13 protein-coding genes and 1 pseudogene are annotated in these 16,803 nt (G+C 71.2%); 1 reads left to right on the forward strand and 13 read right to left on the reverse strand.

Features of this window, described 5'->3' with window-relative positions; translation table 11 throughout:
• Positions 1–392: 392 nt before the first annotated feature.
• From BIU97_RS13260 to BIU97_RS13320, 13 genes are all read right to left on the reverse strand, one after another.
• Positions 393–1,163 carry a fumarylacetoacetate hydrolase family protein gene (locus BIU97_RS13260; RefSeq protein WP_071261851.1) on the reverse strand — a complete coding sequence of 257 codons (771 nt, stop codon included), beginning with the start codon at positions 1,161–1,163 and terminating at the stop codon, positions 393–395.
• A 9-nt stretch (positions 1,164–1,172) separates the two neighbouring features.
• Positions 1,173–2,309: a branched-chain amino acid aminotransferase gene (locus tag BIU97_RS13265; protein ID WP_071261848.1), complete on the reverse strand. Its 1,137-nt coding sequence runs from the start codon at positions 2,307–2,309 to the stop codon at positions 1,173–1,175.
• Between the two features lie 12 nt (positions 2,310–2,321).
• The gene (locus BIU97_RS13270; RefSeq protein WP_071261844.1) at positions 2,322–3,392 is read right to left on the reverse strand and encodes a 3-isopropylmalate dehydrogenase; all 1,071 of its coding nucleotides are present in this window, start codon (positions 3,390–3,392) and stop codon (positions 2,322–2,324) included.
• Positions 3,392–4,981, reverse strand: a complete 1,590-nt coding sequence (gene serA / locus BIU97_RS13275; protein WP_071261842.1) for a phosphoglycerate dehydrogenase — start codon at positions 4,979–4,981, stop codon at positions 3,392–3,394. Before serA ends, BIU97_RS13270 begins: the two co-directional genes overlap by 1 nt.
• A gap of 194 nt (positions 4,982–5,175) precedes the next feature.
• Positions 5,176–5,553 carry a hypothetical protein gene (locus BIU97_RS13280; RefSeq protein WP_071261839.1) on the reverse strand — a complete coding sequence of 126 codons (378 nt, stop codon included), beginning with the start codon at positions 5,551–5,553 and terminating at the stop codon, positions 5,176–5,178.
• Complete coding sequence (locus BIU97_RS13285) at positions 5,550–6,011, reverse strand: hypothetical protein (RefSeq protein WP_071261837.1); 462 nt, start codon at positions 6,009–6,011, stop codon at positions 5,550–5,552. The genes BIU97_RS13280 and BIU97_RS13285 overlap by 4 nt, the downstream gene beginning before the upstream one ends.
• 62 nt (positions 6,012–6,073) lie before the next feature.
• Positions 6,074–7,264: a mannitol-1-phosphate 5-dehydrogenase gene (locus BIU97_RS13290; protein WP_071261835.1), complete on the reverse strand. Its 1,191-nt coding sequence runs from the start codon at positions 7,262–7,264 to the stop codon at positions 6,074–6,076.
• A gap of 211 nt (positions 7,265–7,475) precedes the next feature.
• Positions 7,476–8,501, reverse strand: coding sequence for a ketol-acid reductoisomerase (ilvC, locus tag BIU97_RS13295; RefSeq protein ID WP_071261833.1), 1,026 nt, complete (start codon positions 8,499–8,501; stop codon positions 7,476–7,478).
• A 41-nt stretch (positions 8,502–8,542) separates the two neighbouring features.
• A complete protein-coding gene (gene ilvN, locus BIU97_RS13300; protein ID WP_022907763.1) occupies positions 8,543–9,043 on the reverse strand; it encodes an acetolactate synthase small subunit in 501 nt (166 codons plus the stop codon).
• The gene (locus tag BIU97_RS13305) at positions 9,040–10,863 is read right to left on the reverse strand and encodes an acetolactate synthase large subunit (protein ID WP_071261829.1); all 1,824 of its coding nucleotides are present in this window, start codon (positions 10,861–10,863) and stop codon (positions 9,040–9,042) included. The genes ilvN and BIU97_RS13305 overlap by 4 nt, the downstream gene beginning before the upstream one ends.
• Before the next feature lie 47 nt (positions 10,864–10,910).
• Positions 10,911–12,605, reverse strand: a complete 1,695-nt coding sequence (gene ilvD, locus BIU97_RS13310; protein WP_071261827.1) for a dihydroxy-acid dehydratase — start codon at positions 12,603–12,605, stop codon at positions 10,911–10,913.
• Positions 12,606–12,696: 91 nt separating this feature from the next.
• On the reverse strand, positions 12,697–13,479 hold the full coding sequence (gene otsB / locus BIU97_RS13315; RefSeq protein WP_071261825.1) for a trehalose-phosphatase: 783 nt from the start codon (positions 13,477–13,479) through the stop codon (positions 12,697–12,699).
• A complete protein-coding gene (locus BIU97_RS13320) occupies positions 13,472–15,064 on the reverse strand; it encodes an alpha,alpha-trehalose-phosphate synthase (UDP-forming) (protein WP_071261822.1) in 1,593 nt (530 codons plus the stop codon). Before BIU97_RS13320 ends, otsB begins: the two co-directional genes overlap by 8 nt.
• 206 nt (positions 15,065–15,270) lie before the next feature.
• Here BIU97_RS13320 and BIU97_RS18145 point away from each other — a divergent pair.
• Positions 15,271–16,803, forward strand: a pseudogene (locus BIU97_RS18145) (hypothetical protein); the annotation flags it as partial.

A 16,803-nucleotide genomic window follows, 5' to 3' on the forward strand; every position in this document is an offset into this window, starting at 1 on the left:
TTCAATCCAAAAGGAATTGCATCATGACCCGGTCATCAAGCCGACCAGGCACGAGGTCAATCAATAAATTGGCATTGACAATGTGCACGCTGTTGAGTTCTCAAGGACCAGACGCACTCCCCGCTCGGTCTCACGAGGAGACTCCGCCAGAGAGGCTTCGGTTTCGTTGCCCGGGGAAGAACCGTGGCGGACAAGATCTCCGGGTGTTGACCCGGTGACCGTCTCGGCCGTTCCGTTCTCCGCCTCAGCGGCAACGAGTGATTACTTTACGCAGACCTGAGCGCGAGCGCCAAGCCGTCCCCCATCCCGGGCGTGTCGTGCTCGCGGGGCGTCCGGCACGAACGCCGACGGCCCGCTCCCCTGCTGGGGAACGGGCCGTCTCGGAGCGTGCGTCAGTGGCGCGCGATCACCGGGTTCTTCAGCGAACCGATGCCGGAGATCGTGACCTCCACCACCTCGCCGTCGCGGATCTGTCCGACGCCGGCCGGCGTCCCGGTCAGGATCACGTCGCCGGGCAGGAGCGTCCAGATCGACGAGACGAACTCGACGAGCGACGGGATGTCGTGCACCATCTCGTTCGTCGAGGCCGCCTGGCGCAGGTCGCCGTCGACGCGGGTCTCGATCCGGATGTCCGACGGGTCGATCTCGGTCTCGATCACCGGGCCGAGCGGGCAGAACGTGTCGAAGCCCTTCGCCCGGGTCCACTGGCCGTCGCGCGCCTGCAGGTCACGGGCGGTGACGTCGTTCGCGATGGTGTACCCGAGGATGACGCTTGCGAAGTCCTCGCGGCGGACGTTCTTGGCGAGCGAGCCGATCACGATGGCGAGTTCGCCCTCGTGGTCGACGCGGCCGACGTCGGCGGGGAGCCGGATCGGTTCCTCGGGACCGATCACCGACGTGTTCGGCTTGAGGAACACGACGGGGTCATCGCTCGCACGCTCGTCCATCTCGGACGCGTGCTCCGAGTAGTTGAGCCCGACGCCGACGACCTTCGACCGCGGGATCACCGGGGCGAGGAGCTTGGCGTCCGCCAGGGCGACGCGCTCCCCCGTGGTCTCGAAGCCCTGGTACATCGGGTCCCCCGCGAGCACCACCAGGTGCCGCTCGTCGAGGATGCCGTACCGGGGGTCTTCACCCTTGCTGCTGAACCGTGCGATCTTCACCGTTCGACCCTACCCACGATCCGTTCGCCGATCGGGGGCGTCGGTCAGCTTGGTCATCCACCCGTGCGGGTCGGGACGACGGCCGTACTGGATGTCGGTGAGCTCGTCGCGCAGGGACATCGTCAGCTCCCCGGCGCCCACGGTCGGCGAACCGATCGTGAACCCGTCGCCGCGCAGCTCGGCGATCGGGGTGACGACGGCGGCCGTCCCGCAGGCGAAGGCCTCGGTGATCGAGCCGTCGGCGACGCCGTCACGCCACTCGTCGAGGGTCACCCGACGACGCTCGACGCGCAGCCCGCGGTCCTCCGCCAGCTGCAGGATCGAGTCGCGGGTGATGCCCTCGAGGATCGAGTCGGAGTCCGGGGTGACGAGGGTGCCGTCAGCCTTGACCAGGACGACGTTCATGCCGCCGAGCTCCTCGAGGTACCTGCCCTCCACCGAGTCGAGGAACATCACCTGCTGGCAGCCGTGCTCGTAGGCCTCCTGCTGGGGCAGCAGCGAGGACGCGTAGTTGCCGCCGGTCTTCGCCGCGCCGGTGCCGCCCTTGCCGGCGCGGGCGTACTGGGTCGACAGCCAGATCGACACGGGCTTCGGTCCCGACGTGAAGTACGCGCCGGCCGGGCTCGCGATGCAGTGGTACGCCACCGCCTGTGCGGCCCGCACCCCCAGGAAGGACTCGGTGGCGATCATGAACGGCCGCAGGTACAGGCTGGTCTCGGGCGCCGACGGCACCCAGTCGACGTCGGCGCGCACGAGCTGCCGGATCGACTCGACGAAGGCGTCGACCGGCAGTTCCGGCAGTGCCAGGCGTCGGGCCGACCGCTGGAAGCGACGGGCGTTGGCGTCCGGGCGGAACGTCCACACCGAGCCGTCCTCGTGGCGGTAGGCCTTCAGCCCTTCGAAGATCTCCTGCGCGTAGTGCAGCACGCTCGCGCTCGGGTCGAGGGTGAGCGGTCCGTACGGGTGGATCGACGCGTCGTGCCAGCCGCCGTCGAGGGTCCACCGCACGGTCGCCATGTGGTCGGTGAAGTGCTTGCCGAAGCCCGGGTCCGCGAGGATCTCCTCGCGCTCGGCGGCTGCACGACGGTCGGCGGAGGGGGTGGTGGCGAACGTGGGCCCGAACTCGGCGTCGGTGTCGGTGCTCATGGGGACTCCTTGTCAGGCTGGTGTGGTGCGGGCCGTGGCGGCCGCGGCGATCGCGTCGCCGATCTCGGCGGTGCTCCGCTGCGTCGTGTCGCGCTCGGCGAGGTCCTGCTCGACCGCTGCCGTGACGGCGGCGGCCAGGTCGCTCCGACCGATGTGGTCGAGCAGCAGGGCGACGGACAGCACGGCGGCCGTCGGGTCGGCGAGCTGCTGGCCCGCGATGTCCGGCGCGGAGCCGTGCACCGGCTCGAACATGCTCGGGAAGGTGCGGTCGGGGTTGATGTTCCCCGAGGCCGCCAGACCGATGCCACCGCTGATCGCGCCGGCGAGGTCGGTGATGATGTCACCGAACAGGTTGTCGGTGACGATCACGTCGAAGCGCGCGGGGTCGCGCACCATGTGGATGGTGACCGCGTCGACGTGCTGGTAGTCCACGGTGACGTCCGGGTACTCGGCACCGACCGCCGCGACGGTCCGCTGCCAGAGCGCTCCGGCGTGCACGAGGACGTTGCTCTTGTGCACGAGGGTCAGGTGCCGCCGCGGGCGGCGGTCCGCCAGGTCGAACGCGTACCGGACGACCCGCTCGACGCCGAACGCCGTGTTGAGCGAGACCTCGGTCGCGATCTCCTGCGGCGTCCCTGCGCGGATCACGCCGCCGTTGCCGACGTACGGCCCCTCGGTGCCCTCGCGCACGACCACGAAGTCGACCTCGCCGGGCGCGACGAGCGGGGTCGCGACGGCGTCGCGGACCTTCGTCGGCCGCAGGTTGACGTGGTGGTCGAAGGCGAAGCGCAGCCTGAGGAGCAGCCCGCGCTCGATGATCCCGCCGGCGAGGCGGGGGTCACGCGGGTCGCCGCCGACCGCGCCGAGCAGGATCGCGTCGTGCGTGGCGAGGGCGGCCATGTCGTCCTCGGTGAGGACGTCGCCGGTCTCGAGGTACCGGGTCGCCCCGAGGGCGAACGGGGTCTCCTCGACGACGAGGTCGGCCGGGGTCACGGCGTGCAGGACCTTCAACGCCTCGTCGACGACCTCCGGACCGATGCCGTCACCGCGGATCACCGCGAGCTTGAGCGTGCGGGACTCCATCAGAGCGTGATGTCGATCTCGCGGAGCGAGGACGCGTCGATCGCCCGGCCCACGTGCTCGAGGATCTCGGTCGGCACCGGGGAGTCCACGGTCAGGACGCTGAGGGCCTGGCCGCCCGCCTCGCGACGGGAGATCTGCATCGCCGCGATGTTGATGCCGGCGTCGCCGAACTCCTTGCCGTAGACGGCCACGATGCCGGGACGGTCCGTGTAGACCATCACGACGTGGTGCTGGCCGAGGGCGACCTCGACGTCGTGGCCGTTGATCTCGATGAGCTTCTCGACCTGCTTCGGCCCGGTGAGCGTGCCGGAGACGCTGATCGCCGGGCCGTCGGACTGTGCGCCGCGGATCGTGAGCACGTTGCGGTACTCGGGGCTGTCGGTGTCGCTGATGAGTCGCACCGTGACGCCGCGCTGCTCGGCGATGAGCGGCGCGTTGACGTAGGACACCTGGTCGCTGACGACGTCGGTGAACACGCCCTTGAGCGCCGCGAGCTTCAGCACGCTGACGTCGTACTGCCCGAGTTCGCCGTGGACCTCGACGTCGATGCTCGTGACGGGCGAGGTGGCGAGGGCGGTGAAGACCTGGCCGAGCTTCTCGACGAGCGGGATGCCGGGACGCACGTACGGGTCGATGACCCCACCCGCGACGTTGACGGCGTCGGGCACGAGCTCGCCGCCGAGCGCGAGGCGCACGGACTTGGCGACCGAGACGCCTGCCTTCTCCTGCGCCTCGTCGGTCGAGGCGCCGAGGTGCGGCGTGACGACGACGTTCGGCAGCGACAGGAGCGGCGAGTCGGTCGGCGGCTCGGACACGAAGACGTCGAGCCCGGCGCCGGCGATGGTGTTCGCGGTGAGTGCCCGGTGCAGGGCGTCCTCGTCGATGAGTCCGCCGCGGGCGACGTTGACCACGAAGGCGGTCGGCTTCATGAGCGCGAACTGCTCGTCCGAGATCATGCCGATCGTCTCCGGCGTCTTCGGCATGTGGATCGTCGTGAAGTCCGCGCGGCGCAGCAGGTCCTCGAGGGAGACGAGCTCGACGCCGAGCTGCTGGGCACGGGTCGTGGTGACGTAGGGGTCGTACGCGATGACCGACACCCCGAAGGCCTGCAGGCGCTGCGTGATGAGCGCGCCGATGCGGCCGAGGCCGATGATGCCGACGGTCTTCTCGTACAGCTCGACACCGGTGTACGACGAGCGCTTCCAGGCACCGGCGGCCAGCGACGCGTGCGCCGCGGGGATGTGGCGCGCGAGCGACAGGATGTGGCCGACGGTGAGCTCGGCCGCCGAGATGATGTTCGACGTCGGCGCGTTCACCACCATCACGCCGGCGGTGGTCGCCGCCTTGATGTCGACGTTGTCCAGGCCGACGCCGGCGCGGGCGACGACCTTGAGCCCCGGCGCGGCGGCGATCGCCTCGGCGTCGACCTTGGTGGCGGAACGCACCAGCACGGCATCCGCGTCAGCGAGCGCTGACAGGAGCGCGGATCGGTCGGTGCCGTCCACGTTCCGGATCTCGAAGTCGGGCCCGAGGGCGTCGACCGTGGCGGGCGAGAGTTCTTCGGCGATCAGGACGACCGGCTTCGACACAGCTGCTGTTTCCTCACACGAGACGGGTGGTATCCCACCATGCTATCGACGCGACGGGTCCGTGACGACCGTCCCGCTGGTCGGGTGGGCGGCCCCGGACGGACGGGAGGCCCGTGGCGGGGTCGCCACGGGCCTCCCGTCCGGCGTGCGGTCACGCGGACCGACCGCTCGGACTTATCGCTCGGTCCGATCGATCAGCCGCCGATGCGCAGCGTGCTCGCCACGTACTGCAGCAGGGTGAACCAGAGCGCGGAGACGGCGCAGCCGGCGGCGAGGAAGACGACGACCGTGCGGAGCACGTCCATCCGCCGCGACACCAGCCAGGCGACGACGAAGGCCACGGGCGCGATGGCGACGTCCACGACGAGTGCCGGCCACGGCACGGCCGTCTGCAGGGTCGTCCCCCCGTTGCTCGCGGCGAACTCGTTGAATGCGGTGACGTTGCGGGAGACGCCGACGAGGTTGCCGACCGCCTGCCAGGTGACGTAGGCCAGCGCGACGGCGGCGACGACCCACACGACGACCTTGCCGAACGTGACGATCCGGGCGCGTTCCGCCGGTGCCGCGCTCACCCGAAGCTCCGCGTCATGATGAAGGGCCACGGGATGAGGACGACCGCGCCGACGACGAGCCACGTGAACCGTGTGCGGTCGCGGTGCCCCTGGCAGAGCCAGAGCGTCGCGGCGAACCAGAGCGCGGGGGCCATGATCGCGAGCACGCGCATGGTCTCGGACGCGATGCCTGCGAGGCCGGTGCCGGTGACCGTCAGCAGGCTCGCACTGACGAGCCAGGCCACCGTGTAGAGCAGGTACAGCCCGCCGAGGACGCCCATGCCGACGAGCGCACCCGAGCCGGTCGGCGCCTCGGGGTCGTGGGGGGTGCGGTCCTTCACGCGGACCGGGTTGTGCGCCGCGTCGACGTGGGTGGCGTCGTCCGCGTCGCCCCAGCTGAGCGCGTCGTCGTCGTGGTCGACGGCGTTCGGCGCGTCCGGGTCGGTCGACCCGTCTGGTGGGGATGCTGCCGTGGTCATGCTTCCGATCCTACGAGGGACCGGTGACGGACGGGACCACCCGGCGCCCGCACGGGGTGCGCTCAGACGTCGGCGGGCTGCGTCTCGAGGACGCTCGCGACGACGTCGCGCACGGCCGGGAAGAGCGGGTGGCTCTCCATCAGGCCGGTGAGGATTTCGGTGAGGGCGTGCGCCGTCGCGCCGGAGCGCAGCAGGGCGTGGAGCTCGATCGACTCGGGGTCGTTCTCGTCGTCGAAGGCGAGCGCGGCGCGCACCGAGCCGAGCAGGTGGTGGACGGGCAGGCCGCGCTCGGCGAGCTGGGACGCCGGCCCGATGAAGCGCTCGCGTCGGCCGAGCTTGCGCAGGGGGTTGCGGCCGACGCGTGCCGTGGTGTCCGGCAGGAGCGGGTTCGCGATCCGCGAGAGGTTCGCCGCGACGTACCGGGCGTGGTCCTCGGGGTCGAAGCCGTGCTTGGCGACGAGGAGGGCGGTGGTCTCGGCGAGCACCCCGTCGACCTCGGCGCGCACGGCGGAGTCCTCGAGGGCCTCGCGGATGAGGCGGATGCCCCGGACGTAGCCGTGGTAAGCCGCGGTCGCGTGCGCGGTGTTCACCGTGTAGAGCTTGCGCTCGACGAAGGGCTGCAGGTCGTCGACCCAGGTCACGCCCTCGATCGCCGGCGGTTCGGAGTCCGAGCCGCGGAACGGGGTGCGCTCGATGACCCACTCGTAGAAGGGCTCGAGCACGACGTCGAGGCCACCGGACTGTCCGAGCACACCGGACTGGTCGGGGACGATGCGGTCGATCGCGCAGTTCGCGAACACGGCCGCGACGACGCGGTCCTCGAGGATGGGCGCGCGGCGGATGCTCGCGTGCAACGAGTCGGTGGCGTTGAACGCGTTCTCGCAGGCGACGACCGTGACGTCACCGCGCTCGGCCGGGCGGGCGGCCAGGCCCTCGGCGATGAGCGGGGCGACCAGCGGCAGGGTGCGTGCACCGACCGCCGTGGTGACGACGTCGGCCTCGGCGATGGCCCGGACGACGCGTTCGCGGTCGGTCTTGCTGTTCAGCGCGCGGAACCCGTACACGAGGTGCTCGACCGGCATCTCGCCGACCTCGTGCACCACGAAGCGCCCGGCCTCGTTCAGCGCGGAGACCACGCGCTCGTCGACGTCGACGAAGGTGAGCTCGTAGCCGCTCGCCACGAGGAACTGGCCCACGAACCCCCGCCCGATCTTGCCGGCGCCGATGTGGACCGCTCGCTTCGTCACCGCCATCCGACGATCATCCCATGCTGCTGGGGGCGCCCCGGACCGCGGCCGCGCTGAGCGGCCGAGGACCGCCGGGGATCGTCGACGTGGGCGGCGGCGGCGGGCCGGTGGACGGCGTGGGTGCTGGAGGAAGACAGATGCATGATGTTCGGGTCACATCGCGAGGCGGCGGTGCCGTGGGGCACCGCCGCCTCGAGAGTCGAGTGGTCCTCCGAGACTACCGCGCAGCCGAGCCGTCGACGTAGTCGCCGTCGTTCTGCTTCCACGCGAAGAGCGCGCGGAGCTCACGGCCGGTGGCCTCGATCGGGTGGCCCTCGCCCTTCGCACGGAGCGCCTTGAACTCCGGCGCGCCGGCGTCCTGGTCGTCGATGAAGCGCTTCGCGAAGGCACCGTTCTGGATGTCCGCGAGCACCGCCTTCATGTTCTCCTTGACCTCGGGCGAGATCACGCGGGGGCCGGAGACGTAGTCACCGAACTCGGCGGTGTCGGAGATCGACCAGCGCTGCTTCGTGAGGCCGCCCTCCCAGATGAGGTCGACGATGAGCTTGAGCTCGTGCAGGACCTCGAAGTAGGCGATCTGCGGCTGGTAACCCGCCTCGACCAGGGTCTCGAAGCCGTACTGGATGAGCTGCGAGGTGCCACCGCACAGGACGGCCTGCTCGCCGAACAGGTCGGTCTCGGTCTCCTCGGTGAAGGTCGTCTTGATGCCGCCGGAGCGCAGGCCGCCGATGGCCTTCGCGTACGACCAGGCGAGGTCCCACGCGGAACCGGAGGCGTCGACCTCGACGGCGACGATGACGGGGACGCCGCGGCCGGCCTCGTACTCGCGACGGACCGTGTGCCCCGGACCCTTCGGCGCGACGAGCGACACGTCGACGCCCTCGGGCGCCTCGATGTAGCCGAAGCGGATGTTGAAGCCGTGCCCGAAGACGAGCGTCGCGCCCGGCTTGAGGTTCGGCGCGATGTCCTCGGCGTAGACGATGCGCTGGACCTGGTCCGGCGCGAGGATGACGACGACGTCCGCCCAGGCGGTGGCGTCGGCCGGCGTGTGGACCTCGAAGCCCGCCTCCTCGGCCTTCTGACGGCTCTTCGAGCCCTCCTTCAGGCCGATCTTGACCTCGACGCCGGAGTCGCGGAGGTTGAGTGCGTGGGCGTGGCCCTGCGAGCCGTAGCCGATGACGGCGACCTTCTTGCCCTGGATGAGCGTCAGGTCGGCGTCGGCGTCGTACACGATGTCAGTCACGAGGGTGTGTCTCCTTGGTTCTGGTGGTCTGTGGGGTGCGCTCAGCGCACCCGGTCGGTGATGCTCTTCGGCCCGCGGCCCATGCCGAGCAGGCCGGCCCGCGCGAGCTCCTTGATGCCGTACGGCTCGAGGACGCGGAGGATCGCCTGGATCTTGCCGGGGTCGCCGGTCACCTCGACGATGAGCGAGTCGTTCGCGACGTCGACGACCTGCGCGCGGAACAGGTTCACTGCCTCGAGCACGGCCGAACGGGTCTGGTTGTCGACCCGGACCTTGACGAGCATGTGCTCGCGCTGGACCGACTGCGAGAAGTCGAGCTCGACGATCTTGATGACGTTGACCAGCTTGTTGAGCTGCTTCGTCACCTGCTCCAGCGGGAGGTCCTCGACGTCGACGACGACGGTGATCCGGCTGAGGCCGTCGACCTCGGTGTTGCCGACGGCGAGCGACTCGATGTTGAAGCCGCGGCGGGCGAACAGCCCGGCCACGCGGGTCAACAGGCCCGGCTTGTCCTCGACGAGGAGGGAGAGGACGTGGCTCATGCGGTTTCCCCCGTCATGTCGGCGTCCTCGTCGTCCCAGCTGGGGGCGAGGGCGCGGGCGTACTCGATCGAGGAGTTGCCGACCCCCTGCGGGACCATCGGCCAGACCATCGAGTCGCGGCTCACCACGAAGTCGATGACCACCGGACGGTCGTTCGTCGCGAGGGCGAGCTCGATCGCGGCATCGACCTCGTCCGCCTTCTCGACACGGATGCCGAGGGCGCCGTAGGCGTCGGCGAGCTTCACGAAGTCGGGCACGCGGCGCGACTGGTGCCCCGTCTCGAGGTCGGTGAAGGAGTGCCGGCCGTCGTAGAACAGCGTCTGCCACTGCCGCACCATGCCGAGCGACGAGTTGTTGATGATCGCGACCTTGATCGGGATGTCGTTGATGACGCAGGTCGCGAGTTCCTGGTTCGTCATCTGGAAGCAGCCGTCGCCGTCGATCGCCCAGACCACGCGGTCCGGCTGGGCGACCTTCGCGCCCATCGCGGCCGGGACGGAGTAGCCCATCGTGCCGGCACCGCCGGAGTTCAGCCAGGCGTTCGGACGCTCGTACTTGATGAACTGCGCCGACCACATCTGGTGCTGGCCGACACCGGAGGCGTAGACCGCCTCGGGGCCGGTCAGCTCACCGATGCGCTTGATGATCGCCTGCGGTGCGAGGAGTCCGTCGGTGGGCTCCGCGTAGCCGAGCGGGAAGTCGGTCTTCAACTGCTCGAGCTTCGCCCACCACGCGGCGGTCGACGCGCGGTCCTCGGCGGCGATGCCGCCCCAGGCGTCGAGCAGGTCGACGAGGACCTCGCGCGCGTCGCCGACGATCGGGACGTCGGCGAAGCGGATCTTCGAGATCTCGGCGGGGTCGATGTCGACGTGCACGACCTTGGCGCCCGGAGCGAACTCGTCGGCCTTGCCGGTCACGCGGTCGTCGAAGCGGGCGCCGAGCGCGATGATGAGGTCGCTGTCCTGCAGGCCGAGCACCGCGGGCACGGTGCCGTGCATGCCGGGCATGCCGAGGTGCTGCGGGTGCGAGTCCGGGAACGCGCCGCGGGCCATCAGCGTCGTGACCACGGGGGCGCCGGTCGCCTCGGCGAAGCGGAGCAGCTCGGCGGTCGCGCCGGAGCGGATGACGCCGCCGCCGACGTACAGCACCGGGCGCTCGGCCTCGGCGAGCAGCTGGGCCGCTGCGGTGATCTGCTTGCCGTGCGCCTTCGTCACCGGTCGGTAGCCGGGCAGGTCGACCTGCGGCGGCCACACGTAGGGCGCCGACATCTGCTGGGCGTCCTTCGTGATGTCGACGAGCACCGGACCGGGGCGGCCGGTCGTCGCGATCAGGTGCGCGGCGGCGAGCGTCGCCGGGATGTCGGCGGGGTTCGTCACGAGGAACGAGTGCTTCGTGATCGGCATCGTGATGCCGACGATGTCGGCCTCCTGGAACGCGTCCGTGCCCATCAGCGTCGAGAACACCTGGCCGGTGATCGCGATGAACGGCACCGAGTCCATGTAGGCGTCGGCGATCGCGGTGACGAGGTTCGTCGCGCCGGGGCCGGAGGTGGCGATGGCGACGCCGACCTTGCCGGACGACGAGGCGTACCCCTCGGCGGCGTGGCCGGCTCCCTGCTCGTGCCGGACGAGGATGTGGCGGATCGTCGTCGACGCCATGAGCTCGTCGTAGAACGGGATGATCGCGCCGCCCGGCAGGCCGAAGACGTCGGTGATCCCGAGGTGCTCGAGCGTCCGGAGGACGGCTCCCGAGCCGGTGAGGATCTCCGGCGACCGGCGTGCACCGGCGGCCGCGGACAACGGGGTTGCTTCCGTGGGCATGAGGTGGTCCTTGCCTGGAGAGGTGGCGGTGGTGCGGGTGTCGGACGCTAGCCCGTGACCGCGCCCTGGGCGGCGGACTTGACGAGCTTGGCGTACTTCGCGAGGACTCCGCGGGTGTAGCGCGGGGGCAGCGGGGCCCAGCCGTCACGGCGGGCCTCCAGCTCGGCCGGGTCGACCAGTAGGTCGAGCGAACGAGCCGCGATGTCGACACGGATGCGGTCGCCATCACGAACGAAAGCGACTGGACCTGCGTCCACTGCTTCCGGTGCGATGTGGCCGATGCACAGGCCGGTTGTGCCGCCTGAGAATCGACCGTCGGTCAAGAGTAGTACATCCTTGCCGAGGCCCGCGCCCTTGATCGCCGCGGTGATGGCGAGCATCTCGCGCATGCCCGGGCCGCCCTTCGGGCCCTCGTAGCGGATGACGACGACGTCGCCCTTCTGGATCGCCCCCTCGGTGAGGGCGTCCATCGCGGCGCGCTCCCGGTCGAACACCCGGGCGGGGCCCTCGAACACCTCGGCGTCGAAGCCCGCGGTCTTCACCACGGCGCCCTCGGGCGCGAACGAGCCCTGCAGGACCGTCAGGCCGCCGGTCTCGTGGATCGGGTTGTCGAGGGTGCGGAGGACCTCGCCGTCGAGCGCCGGCGGGTCGATCTCGGCGAGGTTCTCGGCGAGGGTCTTGCCGGTGACGGTCATCGCGTCGCCGTGCAGCAGGCCGGCGTCGAGCAGCGCCTTCATGACCACCGGGATGCCGCCCTGCTGGTCGATGTCCTTCATGACGAAGCGCCCGAACGGCTTCATGTCGGCGAGGTGCGGGACCTTCGAGCCGATGCGGTTGAAGTCGTCGAGGGACAGCTCGACCTCGGCCTCGTAGGCGATCGCGAGCAGGTGCAGGACGGCGTTCGTCGAGCCGCCGAGCGCCATGAGCACGGTGATGGCGTTCTCGAAGGCTTCCTTGGTCAGGATCTGCCGGGCGGTGAGGCCGAGCTCGAGCATCCGCACGACGGCCTCGCCGGAACGGTGCGCGTAGTAGTCGCGGCGACGGTCCGCGGACGGCGGCGCAGCCGAGCCCGGCAGCGACATGCCGAGCGCCTCGGCCAGGCTCGCCATCGTGTTCGCCGTGTACATGCCACCGCAGGCGCCCTCGCCCGGGACGATGGCGCACTCGATCTTCTTGAGCTCCTCCTCGGACATGGTGCCGGCCTTGCAGGCGCCGACGCCCTCGAAGGAGTCGATGATCGTGACCTCCTTCATGGTGCCGTCGGCCTGCTTCACGTAGCCCGGCATGACCGAGCCCGCGTAGAGGAAGACGCTCGCCAGGTCGAGGCGCGCGGCGGCCATGAGCATGCCCGGCAGGGACTTGTCACAGCCGGCGAGCAGGACGGTACCGTCCAGGCGCTCGGCGTTCACGACGGTCTCGACGCTGTCCGCGATGACCTCGCGCGAGACGAGCGAGAAGTGCATCCCCTCGTGGCCCATCGAGATGCCGTCGGAGACGGAGATGGTGCCGAACTGCAGCGGGTAGCCGCCGCCGGAGTGCACGCCTTCCTTGGCGCCCTGCGCGAGCCGGTCGAGCGACAGGTTGCACGGCGTGATCTCGTTCCACGAGGACGCGATGCCGATCTGCGGCTTGCTCCAGTCCTCGTCTCCCATACCGACGGCCCGCAGCATGCCACGCGAGGTGGTTGCTTCGATCCCGTCGGTGACGACCCGGCTGCGCGGCTTGACGTCGATATCAGGCATGGGGTGAGTCTAGGACGCTTTGGGATACCAGTCGCGCAACAACATGCGTCCGCATGTTCACGGGCACGGAGGGGAGGCCCGGATCACCTGCTCAGCGCGTCGCCCGGAGGCGAGCGAGCTGCTTGAGGACGTCGGTGAGCGCCGCCGGGTCGGCGACGCGGTACCCGGCGGTGGTCTCCCCCGGCCCCACCTTGACGCCGACGTCGCCGTCGCCGAGCACGCGGAAGGCGTCCTCGTCCGTGACGTCGTCGCCGGCGAAGAACACCGCGTCGGCACCGTGCAGCTCGCGCAGCCGGACGATCGCGTCGCCCTTCGTGACGTGCCGGACGGCGAACTCGACGATGTCCTTGCCGCCGCGCTCGAGCACGTCGGGGTCGGCGGCGTGCGCGGCCTCGCTCGCGTCGGCGTCCGCCCGGGCGGCGACCTCGGCGCTGACACGGCGGGTGTGCACCCCGTGGCCGGCCGGCTTGTGCTCGATGACGACGCCGGGGTACCGCGCACCGACCTCGTCGAGCGCCGCACCGACCCGGGCCACGCGCTCGGCCTCGTCGTCGGTCAGCGCGGCCTCGTCGTGACCGTCGACGCGCCACTCGACGCCGTGCGAGCCGACGAGCGCCATGCCCTCGGGGGCGTACGACACGGCGGCCAGGCTGTCGAGCGGTCGGCCCGACACGAGGACCACCTCGGTGTCCGGCGCGCGGTGCAGGGTGAGCACGGCAGCCCAGGACCCCGGGAGCGCGCCGACCTGCGAGGGCTCGTCGGCGAACGGCGCGAGCGTGCCGTCGAAGTCCAGTGCGACGACGAGTCGCGGCGCAGCCGCGAGCGTCTCGAGCGCGGCCGTGACGGCGGACGCGTCGGTGGTGGGCTCACGCATCACGGGCCTCCCGGGTGTCCTCGGCGGCCCGTGCGGACTGCGCGTCCTGGTCGAAGATCGATGTGCCGTCTGTCTGCGCCTCGCGGTGGCGGTCCGCCGGGTCCGTGGCGGACGGGTCGAGCTGCGCGTTGCGCGGCGCGTGCCGGTCGAGCGCCTCGAGGAAGGAGCGCGACCAGCGTGCCACGTCGTTGTCGCGCACGCGCTTGCGCAGCGCGCGCATCCGGGTCGACCGCTCCCGGCGGGGCATCTCGACGGCGCGCAGGATGCTGTCCTTCAGCGCGCCGATGTCGTGCGGGTTCACGATGACGGCCTGCTTGAGTTCGTCGGCCGCGCCGGCGAACTCGGAGAGGATGAGGACCCCGTCGGTGTCGAAGCGGGCCGCGACGTACTCCTTGGCGACGAGGTTCATGCCGTCGCGCAGGGCGGTGACGAGCATGATGTCCGCGGCCAGGTAGAGCGCGACCATCTCCTCGCGGGGGTAGCCGTGGTGCAGGTACGAGATCGGCTGGTGCCCGATGACGCCGAGGTCGCCGTTGATGCGTCCGACGCTCAGCTCGATCTCGTCGCGCAGCGTCGCGTAGGTGTCGACGCGCTCGCGGCTCGGGCTCGCGACCTGGATGAGCGTCGCGTCCTCGACCTTGATGCGGCCGTCCTCGACGAGCTCGCCGAACGCCTTGATGCGGTGCCGGATGCCCTTGGTGTAGTCGAGCCGGTCGACGCCGAGCAGCACCGTCTTCGGGTTGCCGAGGCTCGACCGGATCTCGCGGGCGCGTTCCTGCACCTCGGGCCGGCGGGCGATCGCCTCGAAGCTCTCGGCGTCGATCGAGATCGGGAAGTGCCGCGCCTCGACGTGGCGCACCGTGATGCCCTTGCGGCTCCGCGGCGCGTCCGGGTCGTCGACGGGCACGTCGATCATCGACCCCTTCGTCGTGTAGCCCTTGATGTGCCGGACCGCGCGGAGGAAGTCGCTGGCGTCGTCCTGCCGCTGGAAGCCGATGACGTCGGCGCCGAGCAGGCCGTCGAGGATCTGCGCACGCCAGGGCAGCTGCGCGTAGATGCCGACGGGCGGGAACGGGATGTGGTTGAAGAAGCCGATCGTCAGGTCGGGCCGCTTCGCCCGGAGCAGTGCCGGCACGAGCTGCAGCTGGTAGTCCTGCACCCAGACGATGCCGTCCTGCTCGACGATCTCCGCGATCTGCGTCGCGAAGCGCTCGTTGACCCGCTTGTACGCGTTCCACCAGTCACGGTGGTAGCTCGGGTGCTCGATCACGTCGTGGTAGAGCGGCCACAGGGTGTCGTTGCTGAACCCCTCGTAGTACTCCTCGACGTCCTCGACGGAGAGCGGGACCGGCACGATGTGGATCCCGTCGTTGTCGAACGGCTCGACCTCGACCGCCGGCTGCCCGACCCACCCCACCCAGGCGCCGTCGTTCGCGCGCATCACGGGTTCGAGCGCGGTGACGAGGCCGCCGGGCGAGTGCCGCCAGCCCTCGTTGCCGTCCTGGTCGACGACGCGGTCCACCGGGAGGCGGTTGGAGGCGACGACGAACGAGTACCGGGTCTGGTCGGTGCGGTCTGCAGACATGGGGTGGTGTGTTCTCCGTTCCGCCCGGCGGCGCGCCGGGTGCGTCGGTCCGGCTCGGGCGCCGGGGTGCGACCCCGAAGTTACCAGCGCCCGGACAGCGCATTCACGGCGGATCGGCGGTTCCGGTACGCTGCTCCTCGCGTGTCGGGGGGACACAGGTGCTGGAGGGCGGCACCGGCCTCCTGGCCGGAGAGGACCCACCAGCCGTGAGCGAGCACCCGCCCGTCCCGCCGGGACAGCCAGGACCGCAGGACCCGTCGACCCCGCAGGGGCAGGGGCAGCCCTGGCAGCAGCAGCAGCCGGGAGGCGCGCCCCGGTGGTCGGGCCAGCCCACCCCCGCCGGCGCCCCGGCTCCGCAGTCGTCGGACGCCTTCGGTCGCCTGCTGCACTCGCTGACCGGCCGCGACTGGCTCGCGTCCGTGCTGGCCGGTGTCGGCGGCTGGGTCGCCGCCTACGTCGTCGCCGGCCTCTCCCTGCTGCTCACCGTCGCGGTCGCCGCGACCGGCAGCAGCGGGTCGTCGCTCGGGTCCGGCTCCGTCAGCGGATCGGGCAGCGAACTCGGCGCCGGCGGCGCACCGGACGTGCAGTCGCTGCTGTCCGGCGTGAGCGTCCTGCTCGGCGCCCCCGCCCAGCTCGTCGCGATGGCGGACCTCGGCCGCCTGCACGGATCCGGCTCGGTCGGACTGCTCGGCTCCGGCTCCGGCTCGCTCGCGGTCGTGCCGGTGCTCGTGCTCGCGGCGCAGGTCGTCCTCGCCGTCGTCCTGACGCGGCGCATCCGGTCGCGCGCCCTCGGCCGCTGGCAGGTCGTCGTGCTCGCCGTGGTCTCCGGGCTCGTCACCACCGTCCTGGTGAACGCCTTCGCCGGGCTGCTCGCGATCCGCTTCCCCGACCTGCCCGGCATCGAGATCGAGCCCGTGCACGCCGTCGGGTTCAGCAGCGTCGTCGGTGCGTTCCTCATCGGCGCGCTCGCCGCCCTGCTCGCACGCCCGTCCGTCCTGATCGGCGGCCGCACCTGGTCGGGCCGCGTCCTCGGCGCCGTCCGGGTCGCCGCGTCGCAGGCCGTCGTGCTGGTCGTCGTCGTCGCGGTCGTCGTGGTCGTCGTCGCGCTCGTGACGCAGCCCTCGTGGGGTGCGGCCCTGCCGGTCTTCATCGGCAACGTCGCGGTCGCCGTGACGGCCCTCGGCTTCTTCGGCGGCCTCGGCACGGCCGGTCTCGGGACGGGTGGCGACAGCGCCACGGTCTTCGACGGTGCCGGCGGCTGGACGTGGCTCGCCGTGCTGCTCGTCCTCGCGACGTCGGTCGTCGCGGGCCTCGCCCTCGCGGTCCGGCGGAACGACCGGGTCCGCTCGGTCCTCGACTGGGTCGTCACCCCGGTGGTGTGGTTCGCACTCGGGCTCCTGCTCTTCGTGCTCGGCACCGGGATCGTGTCCTACGAGGCCAGCGGGTACACGGCCGTCGGCGGCAGCGGATCGCTCGGCGTCACCCCGTGGACGCCGTTCGTGTTCCTGCTCTGGGGCGGTCTGGTCGAGGCCGTCGCCCGGTACCTCGCGCCCGTGCTGCTCCCCCGCCTCGGCGGCGGGGTCGTGCTCGCGGTGTCGCGCCTGGTCGGCGCGGACCCCCGACCGCTCGTGTCCGCTCCCGCCGGCGCAGCCGCACCGGCCGGTGCGTTCCCGGACGCCCCGGCACAGGGCGCTGTGTTCCCCGGTGGCCCGGCGCAGCCCGGCGCGTTCCCCGGTGCC

It is taken from the genome of Curtobacterium sp. MCBA15_009, assembly GCF_001864895.1.
Taxonomy (GTDB): Bacteria; Actinomycetota; Actinomycetes; order Actinomycetales; family Microbacteriaceae; genus Curtobacterium.